This window comes from Klebsiella sp. C239 (genome assembly GCF_048822715.1).
Taxonomy (GTDB): Bacteria; Pseudomonadota; Gammaproteobacteria; order Enterobacterales; family Enterobacteriaceae; genus Klebsiella; species Klebsiella quasipneumoniae.
On the sequence record NZ_JBMEZK010000002.1, the window covers coordinates 575,350 to 589,897 of the forward strand.

General features: G+C 60.8%; 15 protein-coding genes, 2 pseudogenes and 1 riboswitch. Of the genes and pseudogenes, 10 read left to right on the plus strand and 7 right to left on the minus strand.

The annotated features are described in order from the left end of the window. Positions 1-57: 57 nt before the first annotated feature. Positions 58-209, minus strand: a riboswitch (FMN riboswitch). Between the two features lie 120 nt (positions 210-329). Further along, positions 330-602: a ubiquinone biosynthesis accessory factor UbiK gene (gene ubiK, locus ACOI6Z_RS07975; protein ID WP_004174355.1), complete on the plus strand. Its 273-nt coding sequence runs from the start codon at positions 330-332 to the stop codon at positions 600-602. Positions 603-636: 34 nt separating this feature from the next. Here the strand turns inward: ubiK and glgS are convergent, their stop codons facing one another. After that, a complete protein-coding gene (gene glgS / locus ACOI6Z_RS07980) occupies positions 637-834 on the minus strand; it encodes a cell surface composition regulator GlgS (protein ID WP_004205248.1) in 198 nt (65 codons plus the stop codon). Here glgS and ACOI6Z_RS07985 point away from each other — a divergent pair. After that, positions 826-972, plus strand: a pseudogene (locus tag ACOI6Z_RS07985) (hypothetical protein); the annotation flags it as partial. The gene glgS and the pseudogene ACOI6Z_RS07985 overlap by 9 nt on opposite strands. An 80-nt stretch (positions 973-1,052) precedes the next feature. Here the strand turns inward: ACOI6Z_RS07985 and hldE are convergent. Genes hldE through ACOI6Z_RS08000 form a run of 3 tightly spaced genes read right to left on the minus strand, consistent with a single transcriptional unit; the run spans position 1,053 to position 6,701 of the window. Further along, positions 1,053-2,486 (minus strand): bifunctional D-glycero-beta-D-manno-heptose-7-phosphate kinase/D-glycero-beta-D-manno-heptose 1-phosphate adenylyltransferase HldE, encoded by a 1,434-nt coding sequence (gene hldE / locus ACOI6Z_RS07990; protein WP_048295604.1) that lies wholly within the window; start codon positions 2,484-2,486, stop codon positions 1,053-1,055. 58 nt (positions 2,487-2,544) lie between these two features. Beyond that, positions 2,545-5,382, minus strand: a complete 2,838-nt coding sequence (glnE, locus tag ACOI6Z_RS07995; RefSeq protein ID WP_074423639.1) for a bifunctional [glutamate--ammonia ligase]-adenylyl-L-tyrosine phosphorylase/[glutamate--ammonia-ligase] adenylyltransferase — start codon at positions 5,380-5,382, stop codon at positions 2,545-2,547. Between the two features lie 20 nt (positions 5,383-5,402). Continuing rightward, positions 5,403-6,701 carry an inorganic triphosphatase gene (locus ACOI6Z_RS08000; RefSeq protein ID WP_044524736.1) on the minus strand — a complete coding sequence of 433 codons (1,299 nt, stop codon included), beginning with the start codon at positions 6,699-6,701 and terminating at the stop codon, positions 5,403-5,405. A 214-nt stretch (positions 6,702-6,915) separates the two neighbouring features. On the opposite strand from ACOI6Z_RS08000, the gene ACOI6Z_RS08005 reads away from it, so the two are divergent. Further along, on the plus strand, positions 6,916-7,536 hold the full coding sequence (locus tag ACOI6Z_RS08005; RefSeq protein ID WP_023291036.1) for a TIGR04211 family SH3 domain-containing protein: 621 nt from the start codon (positions 6,916-6,918) through the stop codon (positions 7,534-7,536). Positions 7,537-7,597: 61 nt separating this feature from the next. Next, positions 7,598-8,839 carry a multifunctional CCA addition/repair protein gene (locus tag ACOI6Z_RS08010; RefSeq protein ID WP_064155331.1) on the plus strand — a complete coding sequence of 414 codons (1,242 nt, stop codon included), beginning with the start codon at positions 7,598-7,600 and terminating at the stop codon, positions 8,837-8,839. An 11-nt stretch (positions 8,840-8,850) separates the two neighbouring features. Here the strand turns inward: ACOI6Z_RS08010 and bacA are convergent, their stop codons facing one another. Together bacA and folB are read right to left on the minus strand one after the other, a co-directional pair. Next, on the minus strand, positions 8,851-9,672 hold the full coding sequence (gene bacA / locus ACOI6Z_RS08015) for an undecaprenyl-diphosphate phosphatase (RefSeq protein WP_023291038.1): 822 nt from the start codon (positions 9,670-9,672) through the stop codon (positions 8,851-8,853). 198 nt (positions 9,673-9,870) lie between these two features. Beyond that, the gene (gene folB, locus ACOI6Z_RS08020) at positions 9,871-10,254 is read right to left on the minus strand and encodes a bifunctional dihydroneopterin aldolase/7,8-dihydroneopterin epimerase (protein WP_004150923.1); all 384 of its coding nucleotides are present in this window, start codon (positions 10,252-10,254) and stop codon (positions 9,871-9,873) included. Between the two features lie 107 nt (positions 10,255-10,361). On the opposite strand from folB, the gene plsY reads away from it, so the two are divergent. Next, positions 10,362-10,979, plus strand: a complete 618-nt coding sequence (gene plsY / locus ACOI6Z_RS08025) for a glycerol-3-phosphate 1-O-acyltransferase PlsY (protein ID WP_004205257.1) — start codon at positions 10,362-10,364, stop codon at positions 10,977-10,979. Positions 10,980-11,128: 149 nt separating this feature from the next. After that, positions 11,129-11,230 (plus strand): annotated as a pseudogene (locus ACOI6Z_RS08030) (hypothetical protein); the annotation flags it as partial. A 10-nt stretch (positions 11,231-11,240) separates the two neighbouring features. Here ACOI6Z_RS08030 and ACOI6Z_RS08035 read toward each other — a convergent pair. After that, positions 11,241-11,387 (minus strand): hypothetical protein, encoded by a 147-nt coding sequence (locus ACOI6Z_RS08035; RefSeq protein ID WP_032428993.1) that lies wholly within the window; start codon positions 11,385-11,387, stop codon positions 11,241-11,243. On the opposite strand from ACOI6Z_RS08035, the gene ACOI6Z_RS08040 reads away from it, so the two are divergent. Genes ACOI6Z_RS08040 through ureC form a run of 4 tightly spaced genes read left to right on the plus strand, consistent with a single transcriptional unit; the run spans position 11,377 to position 14,539 of the window. Beyond that, positions 11,377-12,201: an urease accessory protein UreD gene (locus ACOI6Z_RS08040; protein ID WP_032454085.1), complete on the plus strand. Its 825-nt coding sequence runs from the start codon at positions 11,377-11,379 to the stop codon at positions 12,199-12,201. The two genes, ACOI6Z_RS08035 and ACOI6Z_RS08040, sit on opposite strands and share 11 nt — an antisense overlap. A gap of 9 nt (positions 12,202-12,210) precedes the next feature. Then, entirely contained in the window at positions 12,211-12,513 is a 303-nt protein-coding gene (locus ACOI6Z_RS08045) for an urease subunit gamma (protein WP_002916871.1), read from the plus strand. A 9-nt stretch (positions 12,514-12,522) separates the two neighbouring features. Beyond that, positions 12,523-12,843 (plus strand): urease subunit beta, encoded by a 321-nt coding sequence (locus tag ACOI6Z_RS08050; protein WP_023291040.1) that lies wholly within the window; start codon positions 12,523-12,525, stop codon positions 12,841-12,843. Next, positions 12,836-14,539: an urease subunit alpha gene (ureC, locus tag ACOI6Z_RS08055; protein ID WP_023291041.1), complete on the plus strand. Its 1,704-nt coding sequence runs from the start codon at positions 12,836-12,838 to the stop codon at positions 14,537-14,539. The genes ACOI6Z_RS08050 and ureC overlap by 8 nt, the downstream gene beginning before the upstream one ends. Positions 14,540-14,548 lie beyond the last annotated feature (9 nt).

Sequence of the window (14,548 nt, forward strand, 5' to 3'; positions counted from 1 at the left end):
TAGGAGCGCCGGTTTAGCGGCAAAAGTCAACGCGAGCGGGCCTGGGCCCGACTGTGCCGTTACTCTCTCCCATCCGGACTTTAACCGTCGGCCCCGGAATTACACCGGATCTGCTGACCTTCCCGTAGTCACGGGAAGCGCTCGCGGGCTTTCAACGCCATGGTTGATTTACCGCCGGTGGGGAATTTCGCCCCGCCCTGAGAATAAGCGAGATAACTATAACGCTATTGACTATCCTCGGCAATGCATAAGCTTCAAACATTTCTGGTTTATAGGCGGCCTGGTTCGCACTACAATGATCAATCATCCGACCCGAGCAGGAAACCACCATGATTGACCCGAAAAAAATTGAACAAATCGCCCGCCAGGTCCATGAGTCGATGCCAAAAGGACTTCGCGATCTGGGTGAGGATGTTGAAAAGAAAATCCGCCAGGCGCTGCAGTCGCAGCTGACCCGTCTGGACCTGGTTAGCCGCGAAGAGTTTGACGTGCAGACTCAGGTTCTGCTGCGGACCCGCGAAAAACTGGCGCTGCTGGAACAGCGCCTGAATGACCTCGAAAACCGCCCGGCGACGACGCCTGGCAGCGAAGAGCAGCAGTAAAAAAACGGGCCCTCAGGGGCCCGTTTGCGTTGGCTTAGTGTGCGGCTTCCGCCGGGCTGTTGACCTGACGGCAGTACAGTTCATAGCGCTGGCAAAACCATTCACGATGTTCTTCATCCATATTGCCGACAATGGCCTGAAGATCAACTGGCTGGCCCTGGGCGTGCATTCTGGCGAAACTCCGTGCCAAAAAATCAAAATTCTTCATTGAATACATGTCGTTATGGTTCATGCGCATACTCCTTCAGCGGTGGATGTTCTGATCAGTCATATGCCTTTTACTCACTTCAGTATTTACGCTTACCTTAACGCCATTTGTACGAAAAATGCGCTTAATATGATTATTTATTGCGCCAAATCATTTTCCACATCATTAAATAAAAACGGCCCGCGATATCGCTATCGCAGGCCGTGATGCCGCACCGTTATGGCGGGGGAATAGCGAAACGGTTATTTTTCGCTATCTTTTTGTATTTTCTTAATAATGTTGGTGGTTGAGCAACCATCTTCAAAGTTGAGCACCAGCACTTCGCCACCGTTCGCCCAGACCTCTTCACTGCCGGCGATCTGCTCCGGTTTGTAGTCGCCGCCTTTCACCAGCAGATCCGGCAGGATCCCGGCAATCAGGCGCTGCGGTGTATCTTCTTCGAAGGAGACCACCCAGTCGACCGCCTCCAGCGCCCCCAGTACGATCATCCGCTGCTCCAGCGGGTTCACCGGGCGGGTTTCGCCTTTCAGTCGTTTGGTGGAGGCATCGCTGTTGACCGCCACGATCAGACGGTCGCCCAGTTTGCGCGCATTCGCCAGATAGGAGACATGGCCGGCGTGCAGAATGTCGAAGACGCCATTGGTCATGACCACTTTCTCGCCGCGCTTGCGCGCGGCCGCTACCGCCTGTTTGAGTTCCGCTTCGCTCATCACGCCGAAGCCGGTCTCAGCCCGGCCGCGAACCGCATTTTCCAGTTCGACCGGAGAAACGGTGGAGGTCCCCAGCTTACCAACCACCACGCCCGCCGCAGCGTTGGCGAAATAGCAGGCCTCTTCCAGGGTGTTGCCGGAGGCCAGGGTCGCCGCCAGCACGCCAATCACCGTGTCGCCGGCGCCGGTGACATCGTACACTTCCTGAGCCTGGGTCGGCATATGCAGCGGCGGACGCCCCGGCTGCAGCAGCGTCATCCCCTGCTCAGAGCGCGTCACCAGCAGCGCTGACAGTTCGAATTCGGCGATAAGCTTCATGCCGCGCTCAACGATCTCCGCTTCATCCTGGCACTTGCCCACCACCGCTTCAAACTCAGAGAGGTTCGGGGTGAGCAGCGTCGCGCCGCGATAGCGTTCGAAATCGGTGCCTTTCGGATCGATCAGCACCGGCACGCCTGCTTCACGGGCGAGCTTGATCATCGTCTGGACGCTGGTCAGCGCCCCTTTAGCGTAGTCCGAGAGAACCAGCGCGCCAATCGAGCCCAGCGCCTGCTGAATGCGCTCGTGCATCGGCTGCGGATCAACGCCGGAAAAGCCCTCTTCAAAGTCGAGGCGGATCAGCTGCTGGTTGCGCGACAGCACCCGCAGCTTGGTGATGGTCGGGTGTGTCGGGACGGAGACAAAGTCGCACTTCACATTGACGTTGGCCAGCGCCTGGCTCAGCGCGCGGGCGGCGTCATCAATCCCGGTCAATCCCACCAGGCGCGACGTCGCCCCCAGGGAGGCGATGTTCATCGCTACGTTTGCCGCGCCGCCAGGACGTTCTTCGATATTTTCCACCTTCACCACCGGCACCGGGGCTTCCGGGGAAATACGACTGGTGGGGCCGTACCAGTAGCGGTCCAGCATCACATCACCCACCACCAACACTCCTGCACGTTCAAACTCCGGCAGCGTTACTTTCATGACTCTCTCCTGCGAGACGCAAACTTTGCGCGCGATAATAGCACACCCGATTTTATAGTTAAGCCATCAGCCACTTCTGCCAGCTGGCGCTGACCTGCTCACGCTCCCGGCTGAATGCCTCTGGCGCCACGTGTCCCGGCAGCTCCTGCAGGGCCAGGTGATGGAGCGCATCACGCAAGGTGGTGTACGCGTGCGTTAAGGCTCGCGCTTCCTCCTCGTCCATGATGTCGTTCTGCGCCAGCAGCTCGAGAATACGCACGTTATCAGACCAGCGGGTCAACTTCGGCTTGTCGCTGGCATAGCGTAGGACCAGATACTGGGTAATAAATTCAATATCCGTGATCCCACCGGCATCGGCTTTGATATCAAAACGATCGGCATGTTTATTGCCGAGGTGGGCGCGCATCTTCTCACGCATCTCGCGAACTTCGGTCTGCAGGGTCGCGCCATCCCGCTCGGTGGTCAGGATATCGCGACGAATGGCGTCAAATCGCGCTTGCAGCGCCGGGTCGCCATAGACCACGCGAGCGCGCACCAGCGCCTGATGCTCCCATGTCCAGGCTTCGTTCTGCTGATAGTCGGCAAACGCGTCGGCGGTGGTGACCAGCATCCCCGCCGCGCCGGAAGGGCGCAGCCGGGCGTCAACTTCGTAGAGAATACCGGACGAGGTGCGGGTGCTGAACAGATGCATGATCCGCTGAGCCAGCCGCAGGTAGAACTGACGGCCGTCGATCTCCCGCTCGCCGTCGGTCATCACCTCCGCCGGGCAGTCATGGAGGAACACCAGGTCGAGATCGGAACTGTAGCCCAGCTCCCAGCCGCCGAGCTTGCCGTAGCCGACGACGGCGAAGCCGCGCCCCTGGCGATCGTGCAGGTGGGTCGGCTGGCCGTAGCGGGCCACCATCTGTCCCCATGCCTGCTGCACCACCGCGTCGAGGATCGCTTCGGCAAGCCAGGTTAAGTGATCGCTGACCTTCATCACCGGCAGCGTGCCGGCGATATCCGCCGCGGCGATATGCAGCTGCTGCGCCTGCTTGAACTGGCGCAATGCCTCCAGCTGCTGCTCTTCATCCTCTTCCGGCACGCGCAGCAGATACTGGCGCAGCTCGTCGCGATAGGCATCGGTCGCCGTCGGCTGATAGAGGGTGTTGGGATCCAGCAGTTCATCAAGCAGCAGCGGGTGGCGCGCCAGCTGGCTGGCGACCATCGGCGACGCCGCGCAGAGCGTAATCAGGTGCTTCAGCGCGCCGGGGAATTCGCTCAGTAGCTCAAGATAGGTGGTGCGAGTGACGATCCCGGTCAACAGCGGCGTGATCCGCGCCAGAGGCAGAGGCGCATCGGCGCGCGAGCAGATTTCGCTCAGCAGATGCGGCATCAGTTGATCCAGCACCTGGCGGCCTCGCGGGCCGATGGTGCGCCGATCCAGCTCTTTACGGAAATCAGCAATCAGCGCCAGCACGCTGCGGCGGTCGGCGTCGTTTAAATGCGCCAGCGCCGGGCTGGCGTCATCTTCTTCCAGCGCATCCTGCCACAGTTCGCGCCAGTACTCCGCCAGCTGCTCATCCGGCGACTGGGCCTCATCATCGCCGATCAGCTCATTAAACACCCGCCGCACGCTGGCCATATGGCTCGCCAGCTGCGCGCTCAGCGTCTCCCAGTCGTCGGTATGCATCCCCCACGCCAGCCTGGCGCGGTTCAGTTCATCCTGCGGCAGAGTCTGAGTCTGCTCATCGTTGATGCTCTGCAGCAGATTTTCCAGCCGGCGCAGGAACAGATAGGCCGCGCGCAGCAGCGTCGCGTCGCCTTCCGGCAGCAGATGCAGCTCATCAATCGCCGCCAGCGTCGGCAGCAGCGCCCGCTGCTGCAGCGCAGGTTCGCGACCGCCGCGGATCAGCTGAAAGACCTGCACGATAAACTCAATTTCACGGATCCCGCCGGCGCCGAGCTTGATGTTGTCTTTCAGCCCGCGACGCCGCACTTCGCGAGCGATCATGCCTTTCATGTTACGCAGCGACTGGATCACGCTGAAGTCGATATAGCGGCGGAAGACGAAGGGGCGAAGCATCGCGCGCAGCTCGCTGGCGTAGGCGTCGTCGTTATCGCCCATGATCCGCGCTTTCACCATCGCGTAGCGTTCCCAGTCCCGGCCCTGCTCCTGGTAATAATCCTCCAGCGCCGCAAAGCTGAGCACCAGCGGCCCGCTGTCGCCAAACGGCCGCAGGCGCATGTCCACCCGATAAACAAAGCCGTCCTGCGTCGGCTGGTCGAGCGCCTTGATAAGCCGCTGCCCCAGGCGGGTAAAGAACTGGGCGTTATCCAGCTCGCGGCGGCCGCCGCGGGTGGCGCCATGCTCGGGCCAGGCAAAAATCAGATCGATATCGGAAGAGAAGTTCAGCTCTCCGCCGCCCAGCTTTCCCATCCCGAGGATCAGCAGCGGCTGCGGCTGGCCCTCGGCATTGCAGGGCGTTCCCCACTCTTTACAGCAGGCGGCGTACAGCCAGTCGCGGGCGGCGACAATCAGGGTCTCCGCCAGGACGCTCAACTGCTGCAGCGTCTCTTCTTCGCTTACCAGCGACAGCGCCTGCGCCCAGGCGATGCGGACCATCATATGACGGCGGAAAAGACGCAGCTCTCGCATCAACCCCGCTTCGTCAGCCACCGCCTGCAGGCGTTCCTGCAGCCAGGTCTCATAATGCCGCCACTCTTCCGCCTCCGGTGAAGACTGGGCAAGCTCGTTCAGCCAGCCAGGCTGGGCGATCACACTCTGTTCGACAAAATCACTGAACGCCATCACCGACCTGGCCTGCGGGCTCAGTTCGGCGACGGGGAAATACGCTGGCAGGCGGTCAGCGACCGTCTGCCAGTGCTGCTGTAACTGCGAAGAAAGCGGCATCATAGGGGCTCCCTGGCCTGTAATTATCGTTTTCCACTATGCAGCCAGAACGGCTCGGCAGCCAGCGCCTGGCGACGGAAATATTCAAAGACGCTGCGGTCGTCATGCTCTATCGCACGCTGTAGTTCCTGCCAGTTCTCCAGCCACGGCGCGACGGCGTCGCCATAGGCGCCCGCCAGCAACTGGACGCTGTCGATGTCGCGCGCCAGCTTCGGCAGCTGGTCGGCGGCATCCTCCACCGCCAGGTGCTGCACGGCGCCGCGCAGCTCAGCCGCCGCCCGGGAAAGGTGAATATCGGCAAACCGTTTGAACGATCCGGCTATTTTTTTCTCTCCCGCCTCGTTGAGGAACGGACGCCAGCCGCGCTGGACCAGCCATTCGGTCAGCGCCAGTTTGGCGGCGACGACCTCGGTGCGGAATAACGTCTCATCGGCGGTGTCCGCGGCCAGCAGCGCCGCTTCGGCGTCGTTCAGCAACGCGCGGAGGTGGGTGGTCGCCTTCCGCGGCACGATGCCGCCGAACAGCACCAGCGCATGGCGCACGCGGGCTATCGCCAGCAGGATTTCCGCTTTGGCTTTCGCGTTGCCGCGCAGCCAGACCTCATCGTGATACAGCCAGTGCGCCAGGGCGCTCTCCAGCGCCGCCTCCAGCCCCTGCTCCACGCTGGCCTTCGCCGCCACCGGCAGCACCGCCAGCCGGGTTACCGGGCGCTCGTCGTTGCCTTGCGCCAGATGATACCCGCGCGCGGCTTTGCTCAGGCTCCCCTGACGCAGGACGCCGCTCTCCAGCAAACGCTGCGCGAGACGCAGCAGATCGGCGGTCTCCCCGGCGAGCAGCTCCAGCTCCAGCTCGCAGATCGGCTCCTGATGCTCGCCCGCCTTCACTTCGCCGCGATCGAGGGCAATCTCAATTTCACTCTTTCCTTCCTGGATCACCCAGCGTTCACGGGCAAAGTCGGTGCTGAACAGCGGTTGCACATGCTCCGCCAGCGCGGCTGGAAGTTCCCCTTGCGGCCAGACCTCCGCCGGCAGGCGCTCAAGCGCCAGCTCCGGTTTATCCAGTGGAATATTGTATTCCGGTCGCTGGTGCAGGCCGCCCACCACCCGACCGGCGATTTTCAGCGTCATCTCATAACGCCCCTGGTCGCCGCGAATGCGCAGCCCCATGTCGTGACGACGCAGCCAGTTATCGGCGGTTTCATAGTAAATGTTCAGCAACTGGCCCGCGGGCGTATGTTTCGCCTCGAGCGCATTGAGCTGCTCGCGCAGCGTCTCTACCCCATCCTGAGCGACGATAAACTTAAGTTCGATTTCTTGAGCCATGACTGAATTCTTCCGCTTCTGTGCTGCGCCGACAAATTGCGGCGAACTTACGACGATATTTTTTGTCAGTAGATAGTATTTTGCGGCGAATCGCCATGCAACGCGCTTTTTGCCGGGCCACCTCCTGGATGATTCCGATTGTGGTGGAAAACTTTGCGTCGCTCTGGCGATGCCTCTACTATCGTTCCACTTTTTATGACCAAACGATGACCTGATGCCAAAATTACGCCTGATTACTTTTACTTTGCTCGCGCTTAGCGCCGCCACGGCGGTTCACGCAGAAGAAAAGCGCTACGTTTCCGATGAGCTGAACACCTGGGTTCGCAGCGGCCCGGGCGATAATTATCGTCTGGTCGGCACCATCAACGCCGGGGAAGAAGTGTCGGTGCTGCAAACCAACGACAGCACCAGTTACGCGCAGATCCGCGACGCGAATGGGCGTACCGCCTGGATCCCGCTGAAAGAGCTGAGCAACGAGCCCAGCCTGCGCACCCGCGTCCCGGATCTGGAAAACCAGGTCAAAACGCTGACCGATAAGCTGAATAATATCGACGCCACCTGGAACCAGCGCACGGCGGATATGCAGAAGAAAGTCGCCGGCAGCGACAGCGTGATCAACGCGTTGAAAGACGAGAACCAAAAGTTGAAAAACGAGCTGGTTGTCGCGCAGAAGAAGGTGAATGCGGCGAATCTGCAGCTTGATGATAAACAGCGCACCATTATCATGCAGTGGTTTATGTACGGCGGCGGCGTGCTGGGCGTCGGTTTGCTGCTGGGTCTGGTGCTGCCGCATCTGGTGCCAAGCCGCAAACGTAAAGACCGGTGGATGAACTAATTCGTCTTCTCTGCCAGACTTACGTATCATCTTGCGAAAAACAGATACGGGAGAATCAGGCGTGAAGAGTTATCTGGTCGGTGGTGCGGTGCGCGACGCGCTGTTAGGACTGCCGGTCAAAGACCGAGACTGGGTGGTGGTGGGCGCCACCCCGCAACAGATGCTTGACGCGGGCTATCAGCAGGTAGGCCGCGACTTTCCCGTGTTCCTTCATCCGCAAAGCCGGGAAGAGTATGCCCTGGCCCGCACCGAGCGCAAATCCGGCGCAGGATATACCGGTTTTACCTGCTATGCCGCCCCGGACGTCACTCTTGAAGCGGATCTGCTGCGCCGCGACCTGACGGTCAACGCCCTCGCCCAGGATGCCGACGGCACGATTATCGACCCCTACGGCGGACAAAACGATCTCCGCCAGCGCCTGCTGCGCCATGTCTCTCCCGCCTTTAGCGAAGACCCGCTGCGCGTGCTGCGCGTGGCGCGCTTTGCCGCCCGCTATGCCCATCTCGGTTTTCGCATCGCCGAAGAGACCCAGACCCTGATGGCCGCCATGGTTGAGGCCGGCGAACTGGCCCATTTAACGCCGGAGCGGGTGTGGAAAGAGACGGAAAGCGCGTTGACCACCCGCAACCCGCAGGTCTTTTTCCAGACGCTGCGCGACTGCCAGGCCCTCAAGGTGCTGTTCCCGGAGATTGACGCCCTGTACGGCGTGCCGGCCCCGGCCAAATGGCACCCGGAAATCGATACCGGCCTGCACACCCTGATGACCGTCACGATGGCCGCGATGCTATCGCCGGACGTCGAGGTGCGCTTCGCCACCCTGTGCCATGACCTCGGCAAAGGGCTGACGCCGAAAGCGCTCTGGCCGCGTCACCACGGCCATGGCCCGGCGGGAGTCAAGCTGGTGGAGCAGCTCTGCGCGCGTCTGCGGGTGCCGAACGATATCCGCGATCTCGCGAAACTGGTGGCGGAGTACCATGATCTGATCCACACCCTGCCGATCCTGCAGCCAAAAACCCTCGTTAAACTCTTCGACAACATTGACGCCTGGCGTAAACCGCAGCGCGTGCAACAGATCGCCCTCACCAGCGAAGCCGACGTCCGCGGGCGCACCGGCTTTGAGGCCAGCGATTATCCGCAGGGGCGCCTGCTGCTGGAAGCCTGGGAAGTGGCGCAGTCGGTCTCCACCAAAGAGGTGGTAGCGGCGGGCTTTAAAGGGGCGGAAATTCGCGAGGAGCTGACGCGGCGGAGAATTGCGGCGGTGGCGCAGTGGAAGGAACAGCGTTGCCCCCAGCCGCAAGGCTGAGGGCGCAGGCCTTAGAAAAAGACCACGTAAACCGCTGCCGCGACGATAAAGCGGTAGATAGCGAACGGAATGAACGAGATCCGTTTGATCAGTTGCAGGAAGGTTTTAATCGCAATCAGCGCCACGATAAACGCCATCACGAAGCCGACGGCAAACATCGGAACATCGCCCATGTTGAGGAAGCCGATGCTCTTGTAGACGTCCAGCACCGTGGCGCCCATCATCATCGGTACCGCCAGCAGGAATGAGAACTCCGACGCCGCGTAGCGGCTGACGCCCATCAGCATGCCGCCGGAGATGGTCGCCCCTGAGCGGGAGAAACCCGGCCACAGCGCCAGGCACTGGAAGCAGCCGATAACGAATGCCTGACGATAGGTCATATCGTCAATCCCGACCGCGCGCGGCTGTTTCGGCTTCAGCACTTCCGCCGCAATTAACAGCACACCGCCGACAATCAGGGCGTACATCACATTTACCGGGTTAAACAAGGACTTAATGGTGTCGTGGAAAATAAGCCCCATCACCACCGCGGGGATCATACCGAGAAGGATATGGATAAGCGATAAGCGACCGCTGCCCTTGCCTTCATGCGCCGGCGGCTTGCCGAAATGGATGCCGATCAGGCCGAACAGGCGACGCCAGAACATCACCACCACGGCGAGTATCGAGCCTAGCTGAATAACCACTTCAAAGGTATTTGCCGTATCACCTTCAAACCCCAGCAGGTGACCAACAATAATCATATGACCGGTACTGGAAACAGGTAAAAATTCTGTTAACCCCTCAACCACACCCAATATTGCCGCCACCAGCAGCGAGTGTATATCGCTCATCCAATTAAACCCTTTAAAAAAGTAAAATGAAAAAAACCAGGAACACGGTATCGTTCAACAGGCATAACCCGGCTGCCAGAGGGCGCGCAATCCGCAGCGTACACGGCGTACACAAGGATTCACCTGCCGTTCTGGTAGGAGATCGCCAGTAAAATTGCCTGATGACCGGATGCTATGACCGGTATAAACGCAATTTGTTTAACAAGTATGACCTGAAAAGTTTTGTTTCAGATTAAGGCCACGTTCAATAATCACCCCGACGTTTGCCGCGCGAGCCACGGCGCCAGGTTTGCTGACTTTAATGCGCACCCATGGCGACTGGAATGTCTCCAGCAGCAGGTCGGCCACCTCTTCCGCCACCCGCTCCACTAACGCGAATTTTCCCCCCTCAACATGCGCGATGACGCGCTCGCTAATATCAGCATAGCTAAGGCAATCGCTGACATCATCGCTGGCGGCCGCCTTGCGGTTATCCCATGCAATTTCGATATCGAACACCAGCTTCTGTTCAATGGTTTGTTCCCAGTCATAAACACCAATGGTGGTGATTACCGAAAGTTGCTCTATAAATACAATATCCATCACGCCCTGCCTGCTTTTTAGCTAAACCGGATACCACTTCCGGCGAATTATGCGTATTATCCACAGATGCAGAGAATACAACGACATTTTCAAAACGGAACAGCGTTATGAGTGCAATCGCGCCTGGACTGGTACTCCTCGCCTACCTCTGCGGCTCCATTTCCAGCGCCATTCTGGTATGTCGCCTTGCTGGCCTGCCCGACCCACGCGACAGCGGCTCAGGCAACCCCGGGGCCACTAACGTACTACGAATCGGCGGAAAAGGGGCGGCCGTAGCGGTACTTATTTTTGATGTGCTGAAGGGCATGCTGCCGGTATGGGGCGCCTGGGCGCTGGGCCTGACGCCGTTCTGGCTGGGTTTAGTGGCGATTGCCGCCTGCGTGGGCCACATCTGGCCAGTCTTCTTTCATTTCCGCGGCGGTAAAGGCGTCGCCACGGCCTTCGGCGCTATCGCCCCCATCGGCCTCGACCTGACCGGCGTGATGGCCGGGACCTGGCTGCTGACCATCCTGCTCAGCGGTTACTCTTCCCTTGGCGCTATCGTCAGCGCGCTGATCGCTCCGTTCTACGTCTGGTGGTTCAAACCGCAGTACACCTTCCCGGTGTCGATGCTCTCCTGCCTGATCCTGCTGCGCCATCACGACAACATTCAGCGTCTGTGGCGCCGCCAGGAGAGCAAAATCTGGACGCGGGTGAAGAAGAAAAAAACGCCAGAAGAGAAGTAATCTCCCCTCCCGGCCACGCCAGCCGGCGGGATCCCCGATTCTATTTAGCGGTCTCACCCGCTCTTTCGCCTTACGTCATCATGATTGGCGATCATCGCCACATCCCCCTTTTGTAACAATGCGTTAGCGGCGACCCACAGCAAAAATCGCGCCAGCGACCGGCGGCGCGGCGTGACCCGCGCTGACGCCTTTTCCGCCGCGGCCAGGCAACGGTTCAGGATATTGACGGCAATGATTATCCGGGTGAATAATCCGGAGCGGTTATGCCGCTTTCCCCTCGCGCCCGATGCGACGCTCCGGGTAACAAATGACATAAGCGTTTCGTATGACCGGGATAATCTCCCGCCGATCAATACTCATTGCTGCTGTTTTATCTTGATTTTGCAGGGGCGCAACATTGCACGGCACCGTGTTACCACCACTCAAAAAAGGCTGGCAGGCCACGCTGGATCTGCGCTTTCAGCAGGCCGGCGGCAAGACCGTTCTCGCCAGCGCCCAACACGTCGGCCCGCTGACCGTCCAGCGCCCGTTTTACCCGGAAGAAGAGACCTGTCATCTCTATCTGCTTCATCCCCCCGGCGGCATCGTCGGCGGTGATGAGCTGACGATTAGCGCCCACCTTGATCCCGGCTGCCATACCCTGATAACCATGCCTGGCGCCAGCAAGTTTTACCGCAGCAGCGGCGCGCAAGCGCTTTTGCGCCAGCAGTTGACCCTCGCCCCGCAGGCGACCCTGGAGTGGCTCCCGCAGGATGCCATCTTCTTTCCCGGGGCGAACGCCCGGCTGTCCACCACCTTTCACCTTTGTGCCTCCAGCACGCTGCTGGCCTGGGATCTGCTCTGCCTTGGCCGCCCGGTGATTGGCGAAACCTTCAGCCACGGCACCCTCAGCAACCGGCTGGAGGTATGGGTGGACGATGAGCCGCTGCTGGTCGAGCGCCTGCACCTGCAGGAGGGAGAGCTGTCCAGCGTCGCCGGACGCCCCTGGGTCGGCACGCTGCTGTGCTATCCGGCAACCGATGCCCTGCTCGACGGGGTGCGCGACGCGCTGGCGCCGCTCGGCCTCTACGCCGGCGCCAGCCTGACCGACCGCCTGCTGACGGTGCGCTTCCTCAGTGACGATAATCTGGTTTGCCAGCAGGTGATGCGCGACGTCTGGCAGTTTCTGCGCCCTCATCTCACCGGCAAATCCCCCGTACTTCCCCGAATCTGGCTGACTTAAGAGAACGTTATGGAACTGACCCCCCGAGAAAAAGACAAGCTGTTGCTGTTTACCGCCGCGCTGGTGGCGGAACGCCGCCTGGCCCGCGGACTGAAGCTCAACTATCCGGAGTCCGTGGCCCTGATCAGCGCCTTTATTATGGAAGGCGCCCGCGACGGCAAAAGCGTGGCCTCGCTGATGGAGGAAGGCCGTCACGTCCTGACCCGCGAGCAGGTGATGGAGGGCGTCCCGGAAATGATCCCGGATATCCAGGTCGAAGCCACCTTCCCGGACGGCTCGAAGCTGGTCACCGTTCACAACCCGATTATCTGAGGTAGCGCCATGATCCCCGGTGAATATCACGTTAAGCCCGGCCAGATAGCCCTCAACACCGGCCGGGCGACCTGTCGCGTGGTCGTTGAAAACCACGGCGATCGGCCGATTCAGGTCGGTTCGCACTACCATTTCGCCGAGGTCAACCCGGCGCTGAAGTTCAACCGTCAGCAGGCCACCGGCTATCGCCTGAATATCCCGGCCGGCACGGCGGTACGCTTTGAACCTGGCCAGAAACGCGAGGTTGAGCTGGTGGCCTTCGCCGGTCACCGCGCCGTTTTCGGCTTCCGCGGCGAGGTCATGGGCCCTCTGGAGGCAAACGATGAGTAATATTTCACGCCAGGCCTATGCCGACATGTTCGGCCCCACCATTGGCGACAAGGTGCGCCTGGCCGATACCGAGCTGTGGATAGAGGTGGAGGACGATTTGACCACCTACGGGGAAGAGGTCAAATTCGGCGGCGGCAAAGTGATCCGCGACGGGATGGGTCAGGGACAGATGCTGGCCGCCGACTGTGTCGACCTGGTGCTCACCAATGCGCTGATCGTCGATCACTGGGGGATCGTTAAGGCCGATATCGGTGTGAAGGACGGTCGGATCTTCGCCATCGGCAAAGCCGGCAACCCCGACATTCAGCCCAACGTCACCATCCCCATCGGCGCCGCGACGGAAGTCATTGCCGCCGAAGGAAAAATCGTCACCGCCGGCGGGATCGATACCCATATTCACTGGATCTGTCCGCAGCAGGCGGAAGAGGCGCTGGTCTCCGGCGTGACCACCATGGTCGGCGGCGGCACCGGCCCGGCGGCGGGTACCCATGCCACCACCTGCACCCCGGGGCCATGGTATATCTCACGCATGCTGCAGGCGGCCGACAGCCTGCCGGTCAATATCGGCCTGCTGGGCAAGGGCAACGTTTCTCAGCCGGACGCTCTGCGCGAGCAGGTGGCGGCGGGCGTTATTGGCCTGAAGATCCATGAGGACTGGGGCGCCACCCCGGCGGCGATCGACTGCGCGTTAACCGTCGCCGATGAGATGGATATTCAGGTCGCGCTGCACAGCGACACGCTCAATGAGTCCGGTTTTGTGGAAGATACCCTCGCCGCCATCGGCGGGCGCACCATTCACACCTTCCATACCGAAGGGGCCGGCGGCGGCCATGCGCCGGATATCATCACCGCCTGCGCCCACCCGAACATTTTGCCGTCCTCCACCAACCCAACGCTGCCCTACACCCTTAACACCATCGATGAACATCTCGATATGCTGATGGTCTGCCACCATCTGGACCCGGACATCGCCGAGGACGTGGCCTTTGCCGAGTCGCGCATTCGCCGGGAAACCATCGCTGCGGAAGACGTGCTGCACGACCTTGGCGCCTTCTCGCTCACCTCCTCGGATTCGCAGGCCATGGGCCGCGTCGGGGAAGTGGTTCTCCGCACCTGGCAGGTGGCGCACCGCATGAAGGTGCAGCGCGGAGCGCTGGCGGAGGAGACCGGGGATAACGACAACTTTCGCGTGAAGCGCTACATCGCCAAATACACCATCAACCCGGCGCTGACCCACGGCATCGCACACGAAGTCGGCTCCATTGAGGTGGGTAAGCTGGCGGACCTTGTGGTCTGGTCGCCTGCCTTCTTCGGCGTGAAACCGGCCACCGTGATCAAAGGCGGCATGATCGCCATCGCGCCGATGGGCGATATCAATGCCTCTATTCCAACCCCGCAGCCGGTGCACTACCGTCCGATGTTTGGCGCGCTGGGCAGCGCCCGCCATCACTGCCGCCTCACCTTCCTGTCGCAGGCGGCGGCGGACAACGGCGTAGCCGAGCGGCTGAACCTGCGCAGCGCGATCGCCGTGGTGAAAGGCTGCCGTACGGTGCAGAAAGCCGACATGGTGCACAACAGCCTGCAGCCTAACATCACCGTCGACGCGCAGACTTATGAGGTGCGGGTGGATGGCGAACTCATCACCAGCGAGCCGGCAGAGGTTCTGCCGATGGCGCAACGTTATTTTCTGTTTTAAGGAGAGCGG